This is a genomic window from Enterococcus montenegrensis (assembly GCF_029983095.1).
Taxonomy (GTDB): Bacteria; Bacillota; Bacilli; order Lactobacillales; family Enterococcaceae; genus Enterococcus_C; species Enterococcus_C montenegrensis.
The window spans coordinates 2074442-2099168 of the sequence record NZ_CP120467.1 but is presented as its reverse complement, the minus strand read 5'-3'; the positions used below and the strand labels follow the sequence as shown (position 1 = coordinate 2099168).

Genomic DNA, 24727 nt, shown 5'->3' with positions numbered 1-24727 from the left:
CAGCAAGTATAGCAAATATCGCAAAATAAAATCAAGAATACGTGGCAAAATAGGCGAAGTCTGCTATCATGAAATTAATCCATTAAATAGAAGGAGGAATTATCGTGAGCGATTTTCCACAATTAACATTAGAAAACCAAACTGGCCACAAAGCACTAATCAAAACAAACCGTGGCAACATTTTAGTACAACTATTTCCAGAATTAGCCCCAAAAACAGTCCAAAACTTTGAAGCATTAGCCAATAAAGGCTATTATGATGGTGTTATTTTCCACCGTGTCATTCCAGATTTCATGATTCAAGGCGGCGATCCAACCGGTACTGGTATGGGTGGTGAAAGCAGTTTTGGTGGGAATTTTGAAGACGAATTTTCAAAAGAATTGTTTAACGTTCGGGGAGCGTTGTCTATGGCCAATGCCGGACCAAATACTAATGGTAGCCAATTCTTTATTGTGAACAACCAAAATGTTCCAGGGAATATGCTGGGACAATTAGAAGGTGCGGGTTATCCTTCTGAAATTATTGAAGCGTATAAACAAGGCGGCACACCGTGGTTAGATTTCCGTCATACTGTCTTTGGTCATGTGGTTGAAGGCATGGATGTCGTAGATGAAATTGCGAATGTTCAAAGAGGCCCGCAAGATAAACCAGTTCATGATGTGGTCATTGAAACGGTTGAAATTTTAGCCGATTAATTTAAAATAGTTAAAATAATACCCGAATAAGCCAATGTTTTTTTTAACAGTGTCTTATTCGGGTATTTGTTTGTCTGTTAAGGCGTTTTAACATCACTTGGGTCATCGGGGGCTACCATTTGCGCATATTCGTTGGTTTCTTCAATTGGATGTTTGGAGGTTTTTACTTCGATAAAATGAATGAGACGTCCAACACATAAAAGAGCTGTGAATGTCCCAAAGCCAATCCCGTTTGGTTGGCCCAAAAAAATCATTCCCAATAAAAAGGCGAGGGTAATCATCGTTAAATCAAAATAGAACTTGACTTGACCAAAGCGCTTTTCTTTTTTTAACGCAATAATTTCTACTAAACCATCAGGTGGGTTTAAGATCAGTTTGGAGTTCACCATCAAAAAGGCTCCCACACTAGTAGCGATTACGGCTGCAATTAAAAGTGCAATTTTGCCAATTAGACTTGTCACGACAAAATCTTTCAAACCTAAACCGACATTGTAAAAATCTACCACTGCACCAAAAAGAAATGAAAAAGGTAATTGCAAAAGAATTTTTAATGGCAAACTTTTGACCAGGATAATCTCAACGATAACCAATAAGCCAAAGACTAAACTCGTGGCATTACCTAGGGATAGACCGGTAATGGTCGCTGTCGTAAAAGGTACTGAAACTAAAGAACTGACACCTAGTTGGCAACTTGAAAAAAGCACAGTTCCCAAGGCTAAAATGAAAATCCCAGGGACATATTGAATGAAACGTTTTGCAAAATCAGGCATCTTTGTCCTCCTTTTTTATTTTACAGAGAAATTTTTTTAAAAAAAGTCTGTAAAATACTATTTTTAATCATTGTCTTATTTTAGTGTAACAAAATTTTCATGGCAAATGTAATAAAAACAAGAAAGAAAAAGAAAAGACCGCATCAAAAGATACGGTCAAAATGTTTTTATTATTTAAATGCCCGTGCTATTTGCTCTAATCCTTGTTGTAATGTGGATTTAGGACAAGCAATGTTTAGACGCATGTGTTGTTTTCCATTAGGTCCAAATGTAAAACCTCCATTTAAAACAACACCAGCCTCATCAATCATCTTCTTGTTTAACGCAGTATCCGTTAAATTATAAGCAGAAAAGTCTAACCAGAAAAGATAAGTACCTTCTGGGGGCATGATCTTTACTTGCGGCAGATTTTTTTGGAGAAATTCAATGGTAAAGGCGCTGTTTTTTTGTAAATAGTCTAACAGTTCAGTTAACCATGTTTCGCCACCCTCATAAGCAGCTTTAGTACCAATCAGTCCAAATGTATTAATCGTATCTTGTTCACTTTTTGCTTGAACAGCGGTAAAAGCGGCTTTTAATTTGGCGTTTTTCACAAAAATCATCGAGTTTTTAATGCCTGCCAAATTAAAAGTTTTGGTAGCAGCAGTTAACACAATAGAAAAATCAGCAAAACTTGGATCGATATTATGGAAAGTTTCATGTTGATAAGGCGCAAATATCAGATCTTGATGAATTTCATCACTTACAACCAAACAATGATGTTTTTTACATAAGTCACCTAATTGTTTTAATTCGGTCTTGCTCCAAACGCGTCCACCTGGATTATGGGGATTACATAAAATAAAAAGTTTGACATCTTCTTTAATCATTTGCGCTTCCATTGTGATAAAGTCCATTTCAAAGTGCCCATTGACTACTTTAAGTGGACTTCGAATTAATTTTCGTTTGTTTTCTTCTACCATTTGGGCAAAAGGGGGATAGACAGGATCGTGTATCATCACGCTGTCACCTTTGGATGTGAAAGCCTCAATACTGACAGCAATACTTGGTACGACGCCAGGGGAAAATAAGATATCCTCTTTTTTTATATCATAATTATGACGTTTTTTTTGCCAATTTATAATAGCAGCATATAGATCATCTCCAAAAAGTGTATAGCCGTAAATTCCCTGTTCTACATAAGAAAGCAGTGCTTGTTTAACAGAAGGTGGTGCAGTAAAATCCATATCTGCTACCCACAACGGCAATAGATCATCTTTGTGGTAAGTTGTTGCAATACTATCCCATTTGACGCTATTTGTGTGACGGCGTTCGTTGCGTTGATCAAAACTTGACATAAAAAGACCTCCTAAATTTCTAAACTTCTTTTTTAACTCTAATTACAGTATAATGAATAAAGCAAGGAGTGGAAACCAAATGTCTTATAAAATCGGCGATATTCTTGAAGGTCAAGTTACAGGTATTCAGCCTTATGGTGCCTTCGTTTCTTTGGATGATAAAACCCAAGGACTGATACATATTTCTGAAGTACAGTCTGGTTATACTAAAAATATTCATGATATTTTGTCCGTTGGGGAAAAAGTAAAGGTCCAAATTATTGATATTGATGAATATTCACAAAAAATCAGTTTATCTAAACGAACGCTAGAAAAAAATTATGTTCCAAATCGCAATTACAAAAAACGCTACTTTACAAATAAAAATAAAAAAATTGGTTTTACCTCAATTAAAAAAGTATTACCAGACTGGATTGATGAGGCTGTAGCCTATTTGCATTCTGAAAATCGCGCGAAATAATTATGCATGTTTTCTGAAAATGTGCTATCATAAAAGCAGATAAAACAGCCGAGGTGGTATCGTGACTAATAAAAAAGTTGCTGGAACAGTAATGTTGCATTTACAAAATGGCTCTAAACGATTTTTAGTTCATACTGTAGGAGATACAATGGAGTTGGCGTCTACTGATTTTTCAAACGAACGTACTGGTTTGGCTAATATTTTGAGCTTATTAAAAGAAAGCGTTAAGCTCGATGTGAAAAATATTGACTTAGTAGAATTGACGAATGGTCAAATTGAAAAAGAGAACGTTCCACTGTTTGTTTTTGAAACGAGTGAAGAAAAGTTAGTTGGTGATTTACCTGAAGATTTTCGTTGGGAAGAACCACAAAGATTTCGGGAAATTATTAGGCATTATGATATTGAAGGTGTACCTTATTTTTAAATGACCAAAAGGAGATTATCAAAATCTCCTTTTTTTGTACAAAAAATAAATACTCAAAAAATATTTAACGGATAAAATAGTAATAAGGTGGATTTTAATTCGTAAATAATATCAATATAATAATTTTTTTTGTGAAATTCACTTTTTGATATTTGAAATACGAATGATTGAATCGCTTGATGGAAATTGTATGTTAGTCTTCCTTTATTTTTCTAAACTTTTTGGTTGACCTGAACTTCTTAAAGTGGTAAATTAATCAACGTTGGCAAGGCAGTCACACGATTGAAAACAACTTGAAACATTTTTGAAAAAAGTTGTTGACAGTTGCTACAACGACTGTTAAACTAACGAAGTTGCTTGATGAGCGGCGAACTTCTGAAATATCATTTCAAAAAGTTTTTAAAACTTTTTAAAAAATAGTTGACAGAAATCAAGTCAGCTGATAATATATAAGAGTTGCTGAAACATTTCAAAAAGCAACCAACTGCAAGTTAGATAAATACATTTAACTTTGCAAGTAGACCTTTGAAAACTGAACAAAGCAAGCAAACGAACCAATGTGTAGGGCGCTTCTTTTATAGAAGCAAACAACATGCAAGCAATAGCTAGCAAAGTTAATTTTTATTTGAGCTTAACAGTCTATGACTGTTCAAACACTTTTTATGAGAGTTTGATCCTGGCTCAGGACGAACGCTGGCGGCGTGCCTAATACATGCAAGTCGAACGCTTCTTTTTCCACCGGAGCTTGCTCCACCGGAAAAAGAGGAGTGGCGAACGGGTGAGTAACACGTGGGTAACCTACCCTCAAGCGGGGGATAACACTTGGAAACAGGTGCTAATACCGCATAACAATACCAAACACATGTTTAGTATTTGAAAGGCGCTTTTGCGTCACTTGAGGATGGACCCGCGGTGCATTAGCTAGTTGGTGAGGTAACGGCTCACCAAGGCCACGATGCATAGCCGACCTGAGAGGGTGATCGGCCACACTGGGACTGAGACACGGCCCAGACTCCTACGGGAGGCAGCAGTAGGGAATCTTCGGCAATGGACGAAAGTCTGACCGAGCAACGCCGCGTGAGTGAAGAAGGTTTTCGGATCGTAAAACTCTGTTGTTAGAGAAGAACAAGGATGAGAGTAAAATGTTCATCCCTTGACGGTATCTAACCAGAAAGCCACGGCTAACTACGTGCCAGCAGCCGCGGTAATACGTAGGTGGCAAGCGTTGTCCGGATTTATTGGGCGTAAAGCGAGCGCAGGCGGTTTCTTAAGTCTGATGTGAAAGCCCCCGGCTCAACCGGGGAGGGTCATTGGAAACTGGGAGACTTGAGTGCAGAAGAGGAGAGTGGAATTCCATGTGTAGCGGTGAAATGCGTAGATATATGGAGGAACACCAGTGGCGAAGGCGGCTCTCTGGTCTGTAACTGACGCTGAGGCTCGAAAGCGTGGGGAGCAAACAGGATTAGATACCCTGGTAGTCCACGCCGTAAACGATGAGTGCTAAGTGTTGGAGGGTTTCCGCCCTTCAGTGCTGCAGCAAACGCATTAAGCACTCCGCCTGGGGAGTACGACCGCAAGGTTGAAACTCAAAGGAATTGACGGGGGCCCGCACAAGCGGTGGAGCATGTGGTTTAATTCGAAGCAACGCGAAGAACCTTACCAGGTCTTGACATCCTTTGACCACTCTAGAGATAGAGCTTCCCCTTCGGGGGCAAAGTGACAGGTGGTGCATGGTTGTCGTCAGCTCGTGTCGTGAGATGTTGGGTTAAGTCCCGCAACGAGCGCAACCCTTATTGTTAGTTGCCATCATTTAGTTGGGCACTCTAGCGAGACTGCCGGTGACAAACCGGAGGAAGGTGGGGATGACGTCAAATCATCATGCCCCTTATGACCTGGGCTACACACGTGCTACAATGGGAAGTACAACGAGTTGCGAAGTCGCGAGGCTAAGCTAATCTCTTAAAGCTTCTCTCAGTTCGGATTGTAGGCTGCAACTCGCCTACATGAAGCCGGAATCGCTAGTAATCGCGGATCAGCACGCCGCGGTGAATACGTTCCCGGGCCTTGTACACACCGCCCGTCACACCACGAGAGTTTGTAACACCCGAAGTCGGTGAGGTAACCTTTATGGAGCCAGCCGCCTAAGGTGGGATAGATGATTGGGGTGAAGTCGTAACAAGGTAGCCGTATCGGAAGGTGCGGCTGGATCACCTCCTTTCTAAGGAATATTACGGAAACTACACAGTTTGTAACTTGTCTTTGTTCAGTTTTGAGAGGTTTACTCTCAAACATTTTATTTTGTTCATTGAAAACTGGATACTTGAAGAAAAAAATCAAAACAAACCGAGAACACCGCGTTGAATGAGTTTTTTAATAAGTTCAATTGCTTATTTTCTTGAGTAAGTTTCTATCGCTAGAAGAACTGCTCAAAACCAGACCGTAAGGTCTTATAAGGTTAAGTGAATAAGGGCGCACGGTGGATGCCTTGGCACTAGGAGCCGATGAAGGACGGGACTAACACCGATATGCTTTGGGGAGCTGTAAGTAAGCTATGATCCAGAGATTTCCGAATGGGGGAACCCAACATCTTTTATAGGATGTTACGTATACGTGAATACATAGCGTATACGAGGTAGACGCAGAGAACTGAAACATCTAAGTACCTGCAGGAAGAGAAAGAAAAATCGATTCCCCAAGTAGCGGCGAGCGAAAAGGGAACAGCCCAAACCAAGATGCTTGCATCTTGGGGTTGTAGGACTCCAATATGGTAGTTCTTTCAGATAGTCGAATGACTTGGAAAAGTCAGTCAAAGAGGGTAAAAACCCCGTAGGCGAAATTTGGAAGGCACCTAGGAGGATCCTGAGTACGGCGGAACACGAGGAATTCCGTCGGAATCCGGGAGGACCATCTCCCAAGGCTAAATACTCCCTAGTGACCGATAGTGAACCAGTACCGTGAGGGAAAGGTGAAAAGCACCCCGGAAGGGGAGTGAAATAGATCCTGAAACCGTGTGCCTACAACAAGTTAGAGCCCGTTAATGGGTGATAGCGTGCCTTTTGTAGAATGAACCGGCGAGTTACGATTGCATGCGAGGTTAAGTTGAAGAGACGGAGCCGCAGCGAAAGCGAGTCTGAATAGGGCGAATGAGTATGTAGTCGTAGACCCGAAACCATGTGATCTACCCATGTCCAGGTTGAAGGTGCGGTAAAACGCACTGGAGGACCGAACCCACGTACGTTGAAAAGTGCGGGGATGAGGTGTGGGTAGCGGAGAAATTCCAAACGAACTTGGAGATAGCTGGTTCTCTCCGAAATAGCTTTAGGGCTAGCGTCGAAGTTAAGAATGATGGAGGTAGAGCACTGTTTGGACTAGGGGCCCATCTCGGGTTACCGAATTCAGATAAACTCCGAATGCCATTCATTTATATTCGGCAGTCAGACTGTGAGTGATAAGATCCATAGTCGAAAGGGAAACAGCCCAGACCACCAGCTAAGGTCCCAAAATGTATGTTAAGTGGAAAAGGATGTGGGGTTGCACAGACAACTAGGATGTTGGCTCAGAAGCAGCCACCATTTAAAGAGTGCGTAATAGCTCACTAGTCGAGTGACCCTGCGCCGAAAATGTACCGGGGCTAAACATACTACCGAAGCTGTGGAGTACACCGAAGGTGTATTGGTAGGAGAGCGTTCTAAGGGCGTTGAAGGTAGATCGTGAGGACTGCTGGAGCGCTTAGAAGTGAGAATGCCGGTATGAGTAGCGAAAGACAGGTGAGAATCCTGTCCACCGAATGACTAAGGTTTCCTGGGGAAGGCTCGTCCGCCCAGGGTTAGTCGGGACCTAAGCCGAGGCCGATAGGCGTAGGCGATGGACAACAGGTTGATATTCCTGTACCCGTTGTATTTGTTTGAGCAATGGAGGGACGCAGGAGGCTAAGAAGTGCAGACTGATGGATATGTCTGTTCAAGCAGTAAGTCTTGAGATGAGTCAAATGCTTATTTCTATAAGGACAAGCTGTGATGAGGAGGGAAATAATAGTACCGAAGCTTCTGATGTCACACTGCCGAGAAAAGCTTCTAGTGAGAAGACAACGGCCCGTACCGCAAACCGACACAGGTAGTCGAGGAGAGAATCCTAAGGTGAGCGAGAGAACTCTCGTTAAGGAACTCGGCAAAATGACCCCGTAACTTCGGGAGAAGGGGTGCTGACCGCAAGGTCAGCCGCAGTGAATAGGCCCAAGCGACTGTTTATCAAAAACACAGGTCTCTGCAAAATCGAAAGATGAAGTATAGGGGCTGACGCCTGCCCGGTGCTGGAAGGTTAAGAGGAGTGCTTAGCGTAAGCGAAGGTACGAATTGAAGCCCCAGTAAACGGCGGCCGTAACTATAACGGTCCTAAGGTAGCGAAATTCCTTGTCGGGTAAGTTCCGACCCGCACGAAAGGCGTAACGATTTGGGCACTGTCTCAACGAGAGACTCGGTGAAATTTTAGTACCTGTGAAGATGCAGGTTACCCGCGACAGGACGGAAAGACCCCATGGAGCTTTACTGTAGTTTGATATTGAGTGTCTGTACCACATGTACAGGATAGGTAGGAGCCGTAGAGATCGGGACGCTAGTTTCGAAGGAGGCAATGGTGGGATACTACCCTTGTGTTATGGCCACTCTAACCCGCACCACTAATCGTGGTGGGAGACAGTGTCAGATGGGCAGTTTGACTGGGGCGGTCGCCTCCTAAAAGGTAACGGAGGCGCCCAAAGGTTCCCTCAGAATGGTTGGAAATCATTCGCAGAGTGTAAAGGCAGAAGGGAGCTTGACTGCGAGACTTACAAGTCGAGCAGGGACGAAAGTCGGGCTTAGTGATCCGGTGGTTCCGCATGGAAGGGCCATCGCTCAACGGATAAAAGCTACCCTGGGGATAACAGGCTTATCTCCCCCAAGAGTCCACATCGACGGGGAGGTTTGGCACCTCGATGTCGGCTCGTCGCATCCTGGGGCTGTAGTCGGTCCCAAGGGTTGGGCTGTTCGCCCATTAAAGCGGCACGCGAGCTGGGTTCAGAACGTCGTGAGACAGTTCGGTCCCTATCCGTCGCGGGCGTTGGAAATTTGAGAGGAGCTGTCCTTAGTACGAGAGGACCGGGATGGACTTACCGCTGGTGTACCAGTTGTCTCGCCAGAGGCATCGCTGGGTAGCTATGTAGGGAAGGGATAAACGCTGAAAGCATCTAAGTGTGAAGCCCACCTCAAGATGAGATTTCCCATTTCTTAAAGAAAGTAAGATCCCTGAGAGAAGATCAGGTAGATAGGTCAGGAGTGGAAGTACAGTGATGTATGGAGCGGACTGATACTAATCGATCGAGGACTTAACCAAAGTAAAAGAAAACTCGGAAGAGTTTTGAAAAACTTCAAGATCCAGTTTTGAGTGAATGAAATTCACTTAATTAAATAGTGTGGTGGCGATAGCGAGAAGGATACACCTGTAACCATGCCGAACACAGAAGTTAAGCTTCTTAGCGCCGATTGTAGTGAAGGGTTTCCCTTTGTGAGAGTAGGACGTCGCCACGCAAATATTAAGCCAAGTCAGTTTGACTTGGCTTTTTTATAGTAAAATTGTAAATAGAAACAACTATCTGGTATTAGAGATTGTCATTGTGTTTTGTTGGGGTTAGTTCGGTCATTTTAACAAGTAGTTGTTTATTTAATTCTTTGTATTTCTCCAAAGAGTACTTCGCAAATTTTTCAGTTTGCTCATTTAAATAAGTTGGAAGATTATCAGGAGTATCTTTTATAATTTGTTTAGCTTCTGTATCGGTTTTTGCTACCTGTTTTGCCAAATAGTCACGTACTTCTTGGCGTAGCGGTAATGTTTCTTTTGTTTTAAATTCTTGATAGTTTGTTTTTGTTAAAATATTTGTTACGCGATAAGTCCAGTAAGCAGAATTTCCATCTGGAAGATCAGTCCCTGCTTGATAATAGGCAGGCGTTTTGGTAATACCACTATAAAATGGGACATAATTACTTGTATCTGTCACACCTAATGCCAACCAATGAATACCACTTAATTCTTCAGGAACATCACTACGAAATTGTAAAATATGAGACTCCATCGTATTCGGTACTGAAATCGGCCGATATTTATCAGCTTTTGAGCCTGTCATGGTGTCGTATTTTGTCCCGTTGAAATGAAGGGTTAGGATATATGCAACTTTAGCAAAAGATATTGGTTCATCTGGTTTCTCAAATAGATTGAAATCTGTATCGGTGATTTTTTTCTTTTTAGATGGCGTCAGCATCCGTTGTCCGTCCCACATTCGTGGTAAATTGTACTGGGCATCTTCTTTTGTATCTGCAAAAATATCCCGGACAGAGAATTTTTCGGAATTTTTTGCGAGTTTATTCGTCTCAACAAAGTTTTTTAAGCCGGTTGAAACTTGAACGTTTCCTTGATCTGTTGTATCGATGTCCCCAATCGTCAGGGTATTGGCAATGACAGCATACTGATTATCTGGTACGCGAACGGCTACCCAATGATGTCCAGAAACAATCTCCATATACCAAATTTCTTCTTTATTTGAAAAAATTACCCCATTTACCTCAGCAGCGCCTTTATCTTCAACGATTTTCCCTAAGCGTGCAACACCTTCTTTAGGAGAAGTAATATAAGGCAAGACAACGGTTACAATTGAATCTTCTGCAATGCCGTTTTCAACTAACGGGTCTAGTTTTAATACTTTTTCTTTTGTGGTAGCAGATTCTGTACCACTCATGGCAACGTTAGCACTGTTAATTCCAGCTTCCTCGTAAAGGCCCTCACTAGTATCCCATTCGGGTGTGGCACTATATTTTAATTGTTTGCTTGGTAGTGTAAGGGCAAATTTATTTCCCTTAGAAACATAATTAGTCGGATTTGTGTTAGCTTGACGAATGACAAAGTGTTTGGCCCAAGCAGTCCCCATATCTTCATTGCGGGCGATCATTGTTGAGCCATCGTTACTGGCATCTTTTCCTACTAAAACCGTTGTACAAGCATTTGCTGTTGAAGAGATGGCTAAGGATGCGGCCGTTATTGCCAAAGTTATTCCCAATTTCTTCAACGATTTTGTTTTGAACATTTTTTTTCACTCCTCTTATTCTTTTTTACGAATTGAGCATAACAATAAATGTATACGATTACAATTAAAATCGAGGCCTTTGTGAAAGAAAAAGCAAATAGATTAGCAGACAATGATTAGACTTTATAATTGTAATAGTATTGTGAATATAGCGACAATTTAACTATATAAAAACTAAAAAAATTAAAAAGTTAACAGACTATATTTTTCTGCGGGATAAATTATTATTAGTTTATGTCATTTTATCTAGCTTGAAGGAATTGTAAATAAAAAAAGAACCCTGATATATCAAGGTTCTTAGAAGAGCCACCTGCCGGGCTTGAACCGGCGACCCCCACCTTACCATGGTGGTGCTCTACCAGCTGAGCTAAGGCGGCAAAATTGTTATTTCTTTCAAGCACAAGAAATATTATAGCTAAGCAAAATCATAAAGTCAATAATTTTTGCTGATAAATTAGTCACGCTACGTGATTGGGTATAATCGATAAAGTTTATTAAGGTCATGACATGTTTCAAAATTAGAAAAGCTAACAGCAACTCATGCAGTAGAAGAGTTGCTGTTAGCTATTAAAAATAAGATTTTTAAAACTTAGCCGATACGCCGGTTAAGTCAGTGTAGAGGTTAGCGATCAAGGTTTGATAGTTTGTTACATTCCCGTGATTACTCAAAAGAAAAACGGCATCATTGCCATCTTTACTAATAAGTACCATGCAATGTTGGGAGGCAATCATGCCATTTGCTCGCAGGTACATGCCCTTATCATACTGTCCACCAGTATAAGTTGCTTTGGTTTCTCTCTGCCATGCCGCATTCAAAACATCTGGCGTTACTAAATTTCCGGATAGTAACTGATGATAGTACCAATATAAATCTCCAGCTGTCATGCCCAGATTACCTGTACCTAATTCACGGACAAATTGCCCAGTCTTTTCTGTCACGATTTGATTATAATCAGCTGCATCTTTACCGCCATAAGAAACGGTATGATTAGCAGTTTGATACCAATTTGGATAGGTGACTAATTGTCTAAGGCCTAATTGACTCTTAAAAGTATTTTCAACAAGTTGTGCATAGCTAGTATGGGTAATTTGGCGTAAAATACCAGCTAATAAGACATAATTGACCGGAGAATAGAAGAAACGGCCACTGTATTTTAACTGTGCATCATTGACAGCAAAATTTACAACTTCAGCTTCATTGGTCACAGTCAAAGGAATTTCTGACAATGTAAGTCCTGACGTCATATGTAGCATTTGACGAATTGTGATATTTTCACTGCCAAAAACCTGCGGGAAAAACTGACTTAAAGGTGTCTCTAGACTTAAGCGGCCCGCTTCAATTTGCTTATAAATCAGAGTAGCGGTAAAACTTTTTTGAACAGAACCAATTTGGTAAAGTGAATGAATACTATTTCGTTTTTGTTCAGCAAAGTTTTGATAACCATATCCTTGGTGCAAGATAATCTGCCCATTTTTTACAATCAGCGCCGTCCCGACAAAGTTGCCCAGTTTTAAACTATTATCATAGTTATCGCTGCTGGCAAGTAAAACATCTTTATCTAGATTTTGATAATCATTCGCAGCAAGAGGCGTGGTGATAGTCGGATCATTTTCAGGGTCAGGCTGCTCGGTGGTGCTACTTTCAATTGTTGCTTCTTTACTAGCCTCGGTGGTACTAGCCGTAGCAAAAAAGAGATTATGTCGATTGCCGTACAGCCAGTAGCCTAATAAAGTGAAGATTAACAAAAATAATATAGGATAAATCAATCTTTTTTTCTTATTCTTAAAATGACGTCCGCGCATAATTCAACCTCCAAAATTCAATTCATTTTACTCGTCTTTGAGCGAAAAGAAAAGTATTTTAAAAAAACTGGAGAAATTTTTTAAAATTATCTTGCGTAAATTTAAAAGTATTGCTATCATAATATTACATTATTCCGGCATAGCTCAGTTGGTAGTAGCGCATGACTGTTAATCATGATGTCGTAGGTTCGAGTCCTACTGCCGGAGTTTAACTCTCGATTTTTTAATCGAGAGTTTTTTTGTTCTTCATTGGCTAATTTCTGTCTGTTGGCACAGTTGAAAACATAGGTAAAGTATTTGTCTTTTTCGTAAAAAAGCTGTTAAGTAAATGATATTCAAATTGAAGATAACTTTAAGTTTTCTCTGCTATCCTTTTAATTGCATCACAAATCAAGTTTTGGTTACAATTAAGCTATGAAATAAAAAAGGAGAGCGTTATGAAGCAGCGTATGGCTTTTTTTGATAATGCGAAGTTTATCTTGATGATTTTGGTGGTATTTAGCCATTTATTGGAACCTTTTATTGAAGATTGGCAAGGTTATCACAATCTGTACTATTTTATTTTTATGTTTCATATGCCTGCCTTTATTTTGATTGCGGGCTATTTTTCGAAAGGATTGCAAAAGGGAAAAGTAGGGAAAGTAATGAAAAAGACGTTACTCCCGTACCTGATTTTTCAATTGGTTTATTCCAGTTATTATGCCTTAATAGGATTAGAAAATCGTTTTTCCTGGGATGTTCTTGTCCCCAATTGGTCATTGTGGTTTTTAGTCAGCCTTTTTTGTTGGCAGTGTTCATTGGGCTTGTTTAATAAAATGCCTCCTTGGTTGGCACTCACCATTGGTACCATACTTGCTTTAATTGTGGGATATTTACCATTTATTGATCGTAATCTTGCCATGCAGCGCACCTTTGTTTTTTTACCCTTCTTTTTAATTGGTCATTATTTCTCGTGGGAAAAACTAGTTGCAATTCGAAAACACCACCGCTATTCCATAGCTTTAATTGGTTTTGGGAGTATCTTTGCTTTTATCAATCAATTTGAAACCTTTAATAAGTATTTAGTTTTTGGTTCAAAACCTTATGAAGATTTTTTAAGTGCGCCCCAACTGGGAGCTTTTGTTCGTTTATTAGTAATGATATTGGGATTTGTTGGGATCCTGTCTTTTCTCTTACTCGTGCCAAGACAAAGGACCTTTTATACAGATTTGGGGAAAAACACGTTAACTGTCTATTTATTACAAGGTTTTATCGTAAAAGGGCTGCGGGCACTAAATATTGCGGATATTAATTTGGGAATTATGGGTTTTATCGGGGTACTTCTTTTTAGTATCCTTTTAACATTTTTACTTGCAGCTTCTAAATGGCAGCAGTTGTACCTTAAAGTTAAAGTAGGAATTCAAAAGAAGGCGTTAAAAAAATACGGCTAAAAGGTGCGAATAAAAAATAAGACAAAAGTTACCCTTCTACTTTGCAAAATACCAAAGTACTCTATGTACAGGACCAAGATTGCGGGATTCAATTTGGTGTTTAATGAAGGGAGGTTGAAACTTTTGTCTTTTTTTGTATCATAAAAGCAAACTGATTTGTCAGAATTTTCACATCAGTTGTAATTTTCAATTGTCAGGGGTAGAATGAAAAAGTATGTTATTTCAATCGAGAGGATGAAGAAAATGTCAGCGATTAAAAAAGAATTGACAGCCAAATTTGCTGCTGCCTTTAAAGAAAATAATAAGCAAAACGCATTACAACGAGGTGTAGTAAAAAATGGGATCAGTGCCTCAGCAGAAAATATGAGCGCGCACGTAAATAACGTGCCAGTCTTTTCTGTTGATCTTGCCACTGGGAAAGTTGCAAATCAAATGCAATCAGGACGTTGCTGGATGTTTGCTGCACTAAACACTTTCCGCCATAAAATGTTGAATGCTTTTAATTTAAAAGATTTTGAATTATCCCAAAACTACACTTTTTTCTGGGATAAGTATGAAAAAGCAAACTATTTTTATGAAAATATTTTAGCGACTGCAACAGAAGATTTAAATAGCCGTAAAGTGGCCTTTTTATTGCAAACACCACAACAAGATGGTGGGCAATGGGATATGATCGTTTCTATTTTTGAAAAATACGGCGTCGTTCCTAAAACAGCTATGCCTGAAAGTAGCAATTCTTCTAATTCTCGTGATTTGAACAATTATTTAAACAAAAAATTACGTAAAGATGCGGTGACGCTACGCAACTTGGTAGCCCAAGGAAAAGATGCAGCAGAAATTAAAAGTGTTAAAGAAAAAATGTTGGAAGAAGTTTATAACTTTTTGGCGATTTCTTTAGGAAATCCACCAGAAACATTTGATTTTGAATACCGTGATGAAGAAAAAAATTATCATCTGGATCAAAATTTAACGCCCCAAAGTTTTTATGAAAAATATGTTGGGGTTAACTTAAATGACTATGTCAGCATTATCAATGCACCAACTGCAGATAAACCCTACAACCAGTCGTATACGGTGGAAATGTTAGGAAACGTAGTGGCAGGCAAAGAAGTAAAATATTTAAACGTTGATATGGCTACTTTTAAAAAATTGGCAATTGCTCAATTAGAGCAAGGAGAGTCTGTCTGGTTTGGCTGTGACGTAGGTCAATCTTCAACAAGAGATTCTGGAATTATGGCACTAGATGCCTATGATATGAATGATCTATTTGATATCGATTTTACTATGACAAAAGCCCAACGCCTAGATTATGGCGAAAGCTTAATGACGCATGCCATGGTTTTAACAGGTGTTGATTTAGTAGCTGGCCAATCAACAAAATGGAAAGTTGAAAATAGCTGGGGTGAAAAAGTTGGAACAAAGGGCTTTTTTGTAATGAGTGATGAATGGATGGACGAATACACGTATCAAATCGTCGTTCGCAAAGATTTATTATCACCAGAACAATTGGCCGCTTATGAAAAAGCACCAACTGTTTTGGCACCATGGGACCCAATGGGCGCTTTGGCATAAGCGTAATTTTCTTGCATAGAAGTGTTAAACAAAGACTAAGCTACGATTAGTGTAGAAGAGGACTTGTGATTGTGGACAATTGTTGGCAATCATAAGTCCTTTTTGTTATGAAAGCTAGAAGAAGGAACCTTTATTACTTCTTTTATAGCAGAAGTTCTTTTACCGGAAAGGAAAATAAATACGCCACTTTGATTTTTCTGTTATACTTTTTATTAAATAGACGCAAGGGAAATCCCTGTCTTTAGAGGAGGCAGAAAAAAATGGAACAGATTATTCAATTAGAAAAAGCAGCCAATGTCCGCGATTTAGGTGGCTATAAGGCTATTAATGGTATTGTCCGAATGAACAAGGTCATCAGAAGTGCAAGTTTATCTGAATTGTCATTCAACGATCAAGAAAAATTGCAACAATACGGCGTAAAAGATGTCGTGGATTTTCGCTCACCGAGTGAAGCCACAGAAGCACCGGATAAAACAATTCCCCAAGCAGCAGAATATTTTTTACCGGTTTTTGGTCATGATGAAACCAAAGTCTCCATTTCACCCAAAGAGTTATTAAAGCAATTGGAACAGGGAATGACCGCCAAAGCGCAAATGATTAAAGTTTATCGTCATTTTATTGAAGATGAGCATGCCCAAGCAGCATACCGCAAGTTTTTGCAAATTCTATTAGAAAACGACACAGAAAATACGAGTGTTTTGTTTCATTGTACTGCCGGTAAAGATCGGACGGGATTTGGTGCGGCATTAGTATTGGATTTATTAGAAGTAGATGCCCAGACAATTATGGCAGATTATTTAGCCACCAATCACTATTTAAATGAGCGGATATCTGCTATGGTAAAAAAAGCCAAAGAACAAGGGGCGCCAGACTTATTAGTAGCTGGGATTAAAGACTTGATGAAAGCTGATGCTCTTTATTTAAAGGAAAGTTATACAGCTGCCAGAGAACATTACGGTAGTTTAAAAAATTACGTCAAAACAGGACTTGGTTTTACTGAAGGGGAAATAAAAGACTTACAAAAATTGTATTTAATCAAATAAAAAGGGGGCGATGAAGATGCTGCCAAAAGAAATCTTAGATTCCTTGGCTATAGATGGTAAAGCGATTCCGATTGCCGGCGGGGATGTCAATCAATCATACCGGATTATTACTGCGGAAAATAATTACTTTTTAAAATTTCATCCTGGGGTTGACCAGTCTTTTTTTCAAGCAGAAGTCAATGGCTTAAAAGAACTCACAGACTTCATCCGTGTGCCGCAAGTGTATAATTGGGGACAGACGGCAGAAGGTTCTTATTTGGTCATGGAATGGATTGAACCAGGAGAAGGTACCCAAGAAGAATTAGCGGCTGCTTTAAGCATGATTCATCATCATACGCAAGAATTATTTGGTTTTTACGAAGATAATTATATTGGCGTCTTGCCACAAGTAAATGCCCAGACAAATAACTGGGTTGATTATTTTTTAACTTGTCGGTTAGATGTACAAGTAGAGTTGGCTAAATTGCACAATGTTTGGAATCTCAAACGAGAAGAGTACTACTTACGCCTAAAAGAACATATTTACCAGGCGTGGCAAAAACGCGAGGTTATGCCTAGTTTATTACATGGCGATTTTTGGAGTGGCAATTACTTTTTTGATACCACGGGTAAGCCGGTTTTTATTGATCCTGCAGTCTCTTATGGAGACAGGGAAATGGACATTGCTATGAGCCAGCTTTTTGGTGGTTTTCGTCAGGAGTTTATCGCGACGTATGAAGATTTATTTCCCTTAGAGGAGGGCTGGCAACAGCGACAGCCGATTTATCAACTATATTATTTACTCGTTCATTTAAATCAGTTTGGTGAAAGTTATGGTGAGCAAGTAGATGAAATTTTACAAGCTTTTTAAAACCGGAGAAAAAATTAATTTTGACTTAGAAGTTTCAACAATCAGGTACAAGTAATCGCGTAATCGCTGAATTTATATTTTTAAAGTTAGCGCTACTTTATAGAGGGAAAAGTTTTACTCCCTTTAGAAGATAACTTGGACTAAAATTTATCGCTTTTAAGGCTAGTTTCAATTTAGGAGGAATTTTTTGTGGCAGTAAAATATACGCGCACTCATGAAGTCGCTTATTACGAGTGTGATGTAAATCAAACAATGACATTTCCCGCAATGATTGGGGTTGCGATTAAGACATCAGAAGAACAAAGTGATACATTGAATCGTAGTGCAGAATTTGTTCATCAATTTGGACTGACTTGGGTGATTACCAATTATCATTTTAAAATCAATCGGTTACCAAAGGTTGGAGAAGTTATTCAAATTGCGACACAGGCAATGGAGTATAACAAGTATTTTTGTTATCGAAATTTTTGGTTTTACGATGAAAAAGGCAACGAATTGTTAATGATTGAATCGGTATTTGTCTTAATGGATATAAAAAATCGTAAAATGGCTAGCGTGCCAGAAGAAATTATTGCCCCTTTTGAAAGTGAAAAAATTAAACGTATTAAACGATTCCCAGCTATTACAAAAGTAACGAATGGCCAGAGCCTGCCTTATCGAGTCAGATTTTACGACATCGATAGTAATCAACACGTGAATAACGCGATGTATTTTAACTGGATGATTGATGTATTGGGCTTTGATTTTTTGACTACCCATGTCCCACAAGTAGTAAATATCCGCTTTGACAAAGAAGTAGAATACGGCAATGAAGTCATGAGTCATTATGAAATTATTGCAGAAGACACAATTGAAAGTCGTCACGAAATTAAAATTGGTACACAACTTTATTGTGAAGCCAATATCAGTTGGATAGAAAAATAAAAGTAAAAAAAGACCTGTGGCAATAATTTTGTCACAGGTCTTATGTGTCTGTAAAAGTTAGGGTTAGTAAAATTTTATTTAAATGTACTGCTAGAATAAGTTTGACGTATTTTATTGCCTAAAGAGGATTAGTTTTCAATAAAATTTTTTAACTCGGCAGTAGTAAGCTGCCGGTTTTTGGCAATAAGTAATTTTAAGCGGGCTTTTTGCGAGTTGATACTATTAGCAAAAATAATGCCCATTTTTTGTAACTGAACGCCACCACCTTCATAATCATAAACCGCTTCGGCGATACCATTAAAGCAGCGGGAGACTAAAATAATTGGGATTGATTGCGCCAATAATTTTTTGAGGGGGGGAATCGTGTCGGGAGGCAAATTTCCTGCACCAAGAGCTTCAATAACTAAACCATCAATATTACTATGGGCCAATGCTTCAAATAAGTCACCGTGCATGCCGGCGTAAGCTTTAACAATTGGAATCATCCCCGTGACGCTGTCCACATCAATATGGGTGGCAGGTAAAACCTCTTGCATAAAAATAATCCGACTTTTTGTTACTAAACCGACAGGACCTAATGTTGGGGTTCGAAAAGTAGCGACATTGGTTGTATGTGTTTTTGTAACATAGCGAGCAGAATGAATTTCATCGTTCATCACCACTAGGACACCTTTTTCTTTAGCTTCTTTGCATGCGGCTACGCGAATAGCCGAAAAAAAATTATATAGGCCGTCGCTACCAAGTTCGTTACTAGAACGCATGGCACCCGTGATGACAATGGGTAGTAAATTTCCAATTGTGGTATCTAAGAAAAATGCCGTTTCCTCCAATGTATCTGTCCCATGGGTAATAACAGCACCATCAAAACCGCTAAGTTTGGCATCTTGGATCCTTTCTTTTAGTTGTAACATCTCATTTGGTGTTACATGAGGGCTAGGTAAATTAAAGATATCTTCTACTACTAACTCTACGTCAGCAGGAATTTCTAAATTAGCATCCATTAAAGGATTCGCCACATCAGGACTAACGCCGCCCGTTAAATGGTCTTCTTTCATGGCAATGGTGCCACCTGTATGCAAAACAAGTAATTTCTTCATGATTTTTCCTTCCTTACTTTAAATAGTAATAAAAGATTTACAGTGTTTATTGTAGCTGATTGTTTTGAGATAAACTAGTCAGAAATTAGATTTTCCTCTTCTAAGAATTGGTGCAATTTTGAAGCAGTATGGTAAACTAAAACATAGTAAAATGAAAAGGAAAAAAAGATGATTAAAGCAATTTTTTTTGATATTGACGGAACACTATTAGCAGATAATGGAAAGGTTTTGGCTAGTAGTAAAGATGCGATAAAAAAAGCGCAAGAAAAAAATATATATGTTGGCGTAGCAACGGGACGTGATCCCGTAAAAGTCAAAGAATTATTAGGTGATGTTGGATTAGATATGTTTGTCACCTATAATGGCCAATTAGTTTATACGCCGAAGCAAACCATTTATGCCCAGTCTTTTAAACCAGAAGTTTTAGAACAAGTGACGCGTTTTGCTGACACTCATAATCGTTCGATTAATTTTGGGACCCGCAATGTTGTATCTGGCAGTCGTCTTATGCGCTTGGGGCAGTCAGCTGTTGTTCAGCGCTTGGCGCGTTTTATTCCCAGCAAATTCCCCGTTAAAGCGATGCAAAATGTTATGCAGGTTTTAAGCTTTTATAAAAAAGATGATCACTATGAAAAAATGACAATCTTAAATCAGCCAATCTATCAATGTATGATGTTGAGCCCAGAATCTGAAACAGAACTTTTAAAAACAGAATTACCTGACTGTGGTTTTCACCGTTCCAATTCTTTTTCGGTTGATATTGTGCCAAAGGGTGGTTCAAAATTAAAAGGGATTGAAGTTTTCTTGCAGCATAAAGGCATTGCGCTTTCTGAAGCGATGGTTTTTGGTGATCATTACAACGATATTTCTATGATCAAAGGCGCAGGAGTCGGAGTTGCGATGGGCAATGCCAAGCGAATTACTAAAGAAGCTGCTAATTATGTGACTGATACGAATAATCACAATGGCATTGCGCAAGCATTGCGCTATTATCATATTATTTCGTAAGAAGATTTTTAATAGATAGCTAAAGTGAGGCAGACAAATTATGAAAAACCCCTATGAAATGGCAACGGAATTTCACCAAATTTTTGATCCCCGCATCCCCGCAAAACCGACGGCATTCACAGCGACGGAAGCAATTTTTCGCTCTGGTTTTAAAATAGAAGAATTAGTTGAATTTCTCTATGAAAGTACAAAGGATAATTCCAGTGACTTTGTAAGTAGTATTGAGAAATTACATGAAGCCATTGATGCGGCACAAGAAAAAGTATTGCAAAAACGAGCTACTAAAACCCAAGCTGATTCAGATCCATTAGTAGGCCAGGTGGATGCATTGGTTGATTTACTTTATTTAACTTACGGCTCATTTGCTTTAATGAAAGTTGACCCGCAACCGATGATGGAAATTGTGCACGACGCCAATATGAATAAACTTTTTCCAGATGGCAAACCCCATTATGATCCCATCACCAACAAGGTATTAAAACCAGCAAGTTGGCAAGAAAATTATGCTCCAGAAGAAAAAATAAAAGCAGAACTGAAACGGCAAAAAAACGTAACCCAAAGAGGAAGTTAATTCCTGTTGGGTTACGTTTTTTTATTTACTAATCAAAGAATGTGTAATAAAGGGTACGAATCGCTAATTTTTCTTGTTCTTTATGAATCCCAAACATAATGCTGACCTCAGAAGAACCTTGGTTAATCATTTCCAAGTTGATTTTTTTACGGGCTAAAGCAGCAGTGCTTTCTGCGGTACAACCAACTCGTTGACGCATGCCTTCACCAACTACCATAATCATCGAAAGATCATGGGTGATGCGCAGTTCATCGGGATCAATCTCATAGGCAAGTGTTCGTAAAAGTTCTTCTTCTAATGTTTTGTCTAGCTGATTGGCCCGTAGAACAATTGAAATATCGTCAATTCCAGAAGGCATATGTTCATAACTCAAGCCAAAGTCTTCCAAAATACTCAAGACGCGACGTGTAAAACCTATTTCTCTATTCATAAGGTACTTACTAATGTAAATCATAGTGAAACCTTCATCACTAGCAATTCCCACTACTGGTTCATCAACTGCATCCCGAGTAGTCGTAATTTTTGTTCCTTGGCAAAGAGGATTATTTGTATTTTTAATCACCACCGGAATTTTGGCGCGGTAAGAAGGCATCAAGGCTTCATCATGGAAAACGGTAAAACCAGCATAGGCAAGTTCACGCATTTCACGATAAGTTAGCTCCTTGATAATTTCTGGTTTGTGAATATAACCTGGATGAGCGGCATAAATACCGTCGACGTCGGTGAAGTTTTCATATAACTCAGCTTTCACCCCAGCGGCAACGATGGAACCTGTAATGTCTGAACCGCCACGGGAAAAAGTACAAACTTGACCCCCTTCGGTATAACCAAAGAAACCAGGGATAATTAAAACTTCTTTTGTGTCAGCCCATTTTTTCATTTTTTGATAAGCCTTAAATAAAATTCGGGCATTGCCAGGTTCACTTGAGACAATGATGCCAAAGTCTTTGGGATTTACATAGCGCGCGTTTACACCTTGTGCTTGTAAAATACCAGCGACTAGTCTGGCGTTGTTATCTTCACCACTTGCCAAAATTTCATCTTTTAAAAAGTCGTTGCCCTCAACTGGAAGTACTGCTAGTTTTTGTAAGCGGGCGGTAATGTCTTCAATAATTTTGGCATCCACATTAAAGCCTTTGGCAATAGCTGCATAACGTGCCGCAATGGTTGCAATTAACTCGCTGACATCTTGATCTTTTATTTTTGCTTCATAAAATGCAATCAGGTGATCAGTAACCTTTGTATCTTCTTTATCCCGTTTACCTGGGGCAGATACTACCACGAATTTTCTTTTTGGATCATCGGTAATGATATCGATGACTTTTTGAACTTGGGTTGCTGAAGCAAGAGAGCTTCCGCCAAACTTCACTACTTTCATAATAGTATCTCCTTTTTGCAATTTTCAGGCTGAAAAACCTACTTTTATTTTGTTACGCCGAGATTATTTCCTATAAGGGTACAAAAAACTGTAAAAAAAGCAAGGGTTATTATTAAAAAATCACAAAGTCAAAGCTGGTAAAAAGCTTTTTAAGAGTTTATAAAGAGTTTTTTTGATAGAGGCTTGTGAAAATAAGCTTCTGAAAAAAATTGTAAAGATTTTGCTATTCTTTAGTGCCAGTCTTTTTTCTTTGTGTTATAATCTAGCGTAGACGTCTTGTGGACCGATGGATAAATTTTAAATACTATTTTAAATACTATAGAAGAAAAATAGTATTCAATGGATAAAAAAAGCTGCTAGACAGCATATTATACGGATATTTATTTTTGAAAGTGGAGGAACCATCAATGGGAAGTAGTAATGTAATCATTGGAATAGTCATCGCCATCATCGTTGTGGCAGCGATCTTGTATCTGATTAGTTATTTCATGAGAAAGAAAAATCAGGAAAGATTGCAAGCACTGGAAGACCGCAGGGAGCACTTGTTTGATTTGCCGGTCTTAGAAGAAGTTGATGATGTTAAGAAGATGCATTTGGTTGGTCAAAGCCAAAATACTTTCCGTGAGTGGAGCCAGAAATGGAATGACATCTCTACTTCTTCATTTGCCGAACTTGAAAGTCAAATTTTTGAAGTTGAAAGTTTAAATGAAACTTTCCGCTTTTTCAAAGCAAAAAATGCCATTGTTGATGCAGAACAAACTATGGATACGATGGAAAAAGAAGTTGAAGAAATTCGCGCTGGTCTAAAAGAATTACGTGAAAGTGAAGAACGTAATTCACTCGAAGTTCAAAAGGCTTTAGACATCTATGAAGACTTAAAGAAAAAATTGCGGGAGCAAGGGGAAGAGTTTGGTCCAGCATATTCTGAGTTACAAAAGCAAATTAAAAACATTGAAATTGAATTCACTCAATTTGTTACCTTAAATACATCTGGTGATCCAGTTGAAGCCAGAGAAGTGCTAGAAAGTGCTGAACAACACACGTATGAATTAGATGACCGCATGAAACGTATTCCAGCGGCTTACGAAGAATTAAACAAAACTTTCCCAGATCAGTTAAAAGAAATTCAAGATGGCTATAAAAAACTTTTAGAAGACCATTACGTTTTCCCTGAAGAAAACTTCCAAGCTGAAATTGATCGTGTGAAAAAACGCGTTGAAACTTCAATGGGTGATTTGGAAAAAACAGAGGTGGATACAGTTGAAGTTGCCAATCGCGATACAGCTAGTGGAATTGATTCTTTATATGCAGTAATGGAAAGAGAAATCAATGCCCGTCGTTATGTCGTGAAAAACAAACCAGTGATTGCAGATTATATTACCCATGCTCATCGTAACAATCATCAATTGATGATTGAAATTGATCATACTGCACAAACGTATACTTTAAATCATAATGAATTAGGACGTGTCCGTGGCTTCCAAACTGAAATCGACGAATTGATCCGTCGTAACAAAGATTTGGAACCTAAAATGGAAGCTCATGAAATGCCATTTTCTGAAATTCAAGCCTTCTACAAAGATGCTTATAAAATTTTGGATGATTTGGAAAATCAACAAGTTGAAATTGACCATGAATTACGTGAATTGCGCAAAGGCGAGAAAGTTGCCCAAGAAAAAGTGGAACAATTTGAATTCCAATTACGCAATTTAAAACGCTTCGTGGAAAAACAACGCTTACCAGGTTTACCTAATGATTACTTGGAAGCTTTCTTCATGGCAACAGATCGGGTCGAAGATTTAGGCAAAGCGTTAAATAAAATCCGGGTGAACATGGAAGAAGTTAATAAAATCATGAAAAACTGTGAAGCCGATATTAAAGATTTGGATAGCTACACTCATGATTTAGTGGATGCAGCTGCTTTAACAGAACAAATGATGCAATACGCAAACAGATATCGTCATTCACATGCAGAAATTAAAGCTGCAATTGAAGGTGCTTTGGAATTGTTCAATAAAGAATATCGTTATCAAGATGCTTTAGATGAAATCGGGGCAGCCTTAGAACGAGTTGAGCCTGGTGCTTTTAAACGAATCGAAAACTTCTATTTTAAAAATCGTGATTTAGTCTAATAAAAATGCGAGTCTAAAAGTGACTCGCATTTTTTCTATTTAAAGAGCCAAGGAACATTTTCATTGTTCCTTGGCTCTTTTTGACAAATAAAATTAAATTCAAATCACCTGTCGCTTGCTTTTAG

General features: G+C 39.0%; 17 protein-coding genes, 2 tRNA genes and 3 rRNA genes. 15 read left to right on the top strand and 7 right to left on the bottom strand.

What is annotated here, in order from left to right:
• The first annotated feature begins 104 nt into the window (after nt 1-104).
• Nucleotides 105-695 (top strand): peptidylprolyl isomerase, encoded by a 591-nt coding sequence (locus P3T75_RS10065; protein WP_206905870.1) that lies wholly within the window; start codon nt 105-107, stop codon nt 693-695.
• Between the two features lie 77 nt (nt 696-772).
• Here P3T75_RS10065 and P3T75_RS10060 read toward each other — a convergent pair whose 3' ends face one another.
• Together P3T75_RS10060 and P3T75_RS10055 are read right to left on the bottom strand one after the other, a co-directional pair.
• On the bottom strand, nt 773-1465 hold the full coding sequence (locus P3T75_RS10060; protein ID WP_282461491.1) for a YczE/YyaS/YitT family protein: 693 nt from the start codon (nt 1463-1465) through the stop codon (nt 773-775).
• A gap of 170 nt (nt 1466-1635) precedes the next feature.
• Complete coding sequence (locus P3T75_RS10055; protein ID WP_282461490.1) at nt 1636-2802, bottom strand: MalY/PatB family protein; 1167 nt, start codon at nt 2800-2802, stop codon at nt 1636-1638.
• Between the two features lie 79 nt (nt 2803-2881).
• Between P3T75_RS10055 and P3T75_RS10050 the strand changes: the two genes are divergently transcribed.
• The 5 genes from P3T75_RS10050 to rrf all read left to right on the top strand — a co-directional run bounded on the left by P3T75_RS10050 (nt 2882) and on the right by rrf (nt 9247).
• A complete protein-coding gene (locus P3T75_RS10050; RefSeq protein ID WP_230709946.1) occupies nt 2882-3262 on the top strand; it encodes a CvfD/Ygs/GSP13 family RNA-binding post-transcriptional regulator in 381 nt (126 codons plus the stop codon).
• A 61-nt stretch (nt 3263-3323) separates the two neighbouring features.
• Complete coding sequence (locus P3T75_RS10045) at nt 3324-3686, top strand: hypothetical protein (protein ID WP_206905881.1); 363 nt, start codon at nt 3324-3326, stop codon at nt 3684-3686.
• A 658-nt stretch (nt 3687-4344) separates the two neighbouring features.
• Nucleotides 4345-5904, top strand: a 16S ribosomal RNA gene (locus P3T75_RS10040).
• A gap of 235 nt (nt 5905-6139) precedes the next feature.
• Nucleotides 6140-9053 (top strand): 23S ribosomal RNA (locus tag P3T75_RS10035).
• Between the two features lie 78 nt (nt 9054-9131).
• Nucleotides 9132-9247 (top strand): 5S ribosomal RNA (rrf, locus tag P3T75_RS10030).
• Together the 16S, 23S and 5S rRNA genes form the textbook arrangement of a ribosomal RNA operon.
• Nucleotides 9248-9318: 71 nt before the next feature.
• On the opposite strand, the gene P3T75_RS10025 is transcribed toward rrf, so the two are convergent.
• The 3 genes from P3T75_RS10025 to P3T75_RS10015 form a co-directional block, all read right to left on the bottom strand.
• Nucleotides 9319-10794, bottom strand: coding sequence for a C69 family dipeptidase (locus P3T75_RS10025; RefSeq protein ID WP_282461489.1), 1476 nt, complete (start codon nt 10792-10794; stop codon nt 9319-9321).
• A gap of 304 nt (nt 10795-11098) precedes the next feature.
• Nucleotides 11099-11171 (bottom strand) — tRNA-Thr (locus P3T75_RS10020).
• Nucleotides 11172-11376: 205 nt separating this feature from the next.
• Nucleotides 11377-12597 (bottom strand): serine hydrolase domain-containing protein, encoded by a 1221-nt coding sequence (locus P3T75_RS10015; protein WP_282461488.1) that lies wholly within the window; start codon nt 12595-12597, stop codon nt 11377-11379.
• Nucleotides 12598-12730: 133 nt separating this feature from the next.
• Here P3T75_RS10015 and P3T75_RS10010 point away from each other — a divergent pair.
• From P3T75_RS10010 to P3T75_RS09985, 6 genes are all read left to right on the top strand, one after another.
• Nucleotides 12731-12804, top strand: a tRNA-Asn gene (locus tag P3T75_RS10010).
• A gap of 230 nt (nt 12805-13034) precedes the next feature.
• On the top strand, nt 13035-14027 hold the full coding sequence (locus P3T75_RS10005) for an acyltransferase family protein (RefSeq protein ID WP_282461487.1): 993 nt from the start codon (nt 13035-13037) through the stop codon (nt 14025-14027).
• A gap of 243 nt (nt 14028-14270) precedes the next feature.
• Nucleotides 14271-15599, top strand: coding sequence for a C1 family peptidase (locus P3T75_RS10000; protein WP_282461486.1), 1329 nt, complete (start codon nt 14271-14273; stop codon nt 15597-15599).
• 260 nt (nt 15600-15859) lie between these two features.
• Nucleotides 15860-16642, top strand: coding sequence for a tyrosine-protein phosphatase (locus tag P3T75_RS09995; RefSeq protein ID WP_282461485.1), 783 nt, complete (start codon nt 15860-15862; stop codon nt 16640-16642).
• A gap of 16 nt (nt 16643-16658) precedes the next feature.
• Complete coding sequence (locus P3T75_RS09990; RefSeq protein WP_282461484.1) at nt 16659-17492, top strand: fructosamine kinase family protein; 834 nt, start codon at nt 16659-16661, stop codon at nt 17490-17492.
• Between the two features lie 189 nt (nt 17493-17681).
• Nucleotides 17682-18416, top strand: a complete 735-nt coding sequence (locus tag P3T75_RS09985; protein ID WP_206904327.1) for an acyl-ACP thioesterase domain-containing protein — start codon at nt 17682-17684, stop codon at nt 18414-18416.
• A gap of 128 nt (nt 18417-18544) precedes the next feature.
• Here the strand turns inward: P3T75_RS09985 and P3T75_RS09980 are convergent, their stop codons facing one another.
• Nucleotides 18545-19513: an asparaginase gene (locus P3T75_RS09980; protein WP_282461483.1), complete on the bottom strand. Its 969-nt coding sequence runs from the start codon at nt 19511-19513 to the stop codon at nt 18545-18547.
• A gap of 168 nt (nt 19514-19681) precedes the next feature.
• On the opposite strand from P3T75_RS09980, the gene P3T75_RS09975 reads away from it, so the two are divergent.
• Entirely contained in the window at nt 19682-20521 is an 840-nt protein-coding gene (locus tag P3T75_RS09975; RefSeq protein ID WP_230711386.1) for a Cof-type HAD-IIB family hydrolase, read from the top strand.
• Between the two features lie 40 nt (nt 20522-20561).
• Nucleotides 20562-21092: a pyrophosphohydrolase domain-containing protein gene (locus P3T75_RS09970; protein WP_206904319.1), complete on the top strand. Its 531-nt coding sequence runs from the start codon at nt 20562-20564 to the stop codon at nt 21090-21092.
• A gap of 28 nt (nt 21093-21120) precedes the next feature.
• On the opposite strand, the gene P3T75_RS09965 is transcribed toward P3T75_RS09970, so the two are convergent.
• Nucleotides 21121-22470, bottom strand: coding sequence for an aspartate kinase (locus P3T75_RS09965; RefSeq protein WP_282461482.1), 1350 nt, complete (start codon nt 22468-22470; stop codon nt 21121-21123).
• 407 nt (nt 22471-22877) lie between these two features.
• Between P3T75_RS09965 and ezrA the strand changes: the two genes are divergently transcribed.
• Nucleotides 22878-24602, top strand: a complete 1725-nt coding sequence (ezrA, locus tag P3T75_RS09960) for a septation ring formation regulator EzrA (RefSeq protein WP_206904317.1) — start codon at nt 22878-22880, stop codon at nt 24600-24602.
• Nucleotides 24603-24727 lie beyond the last annotated feature (125 nt).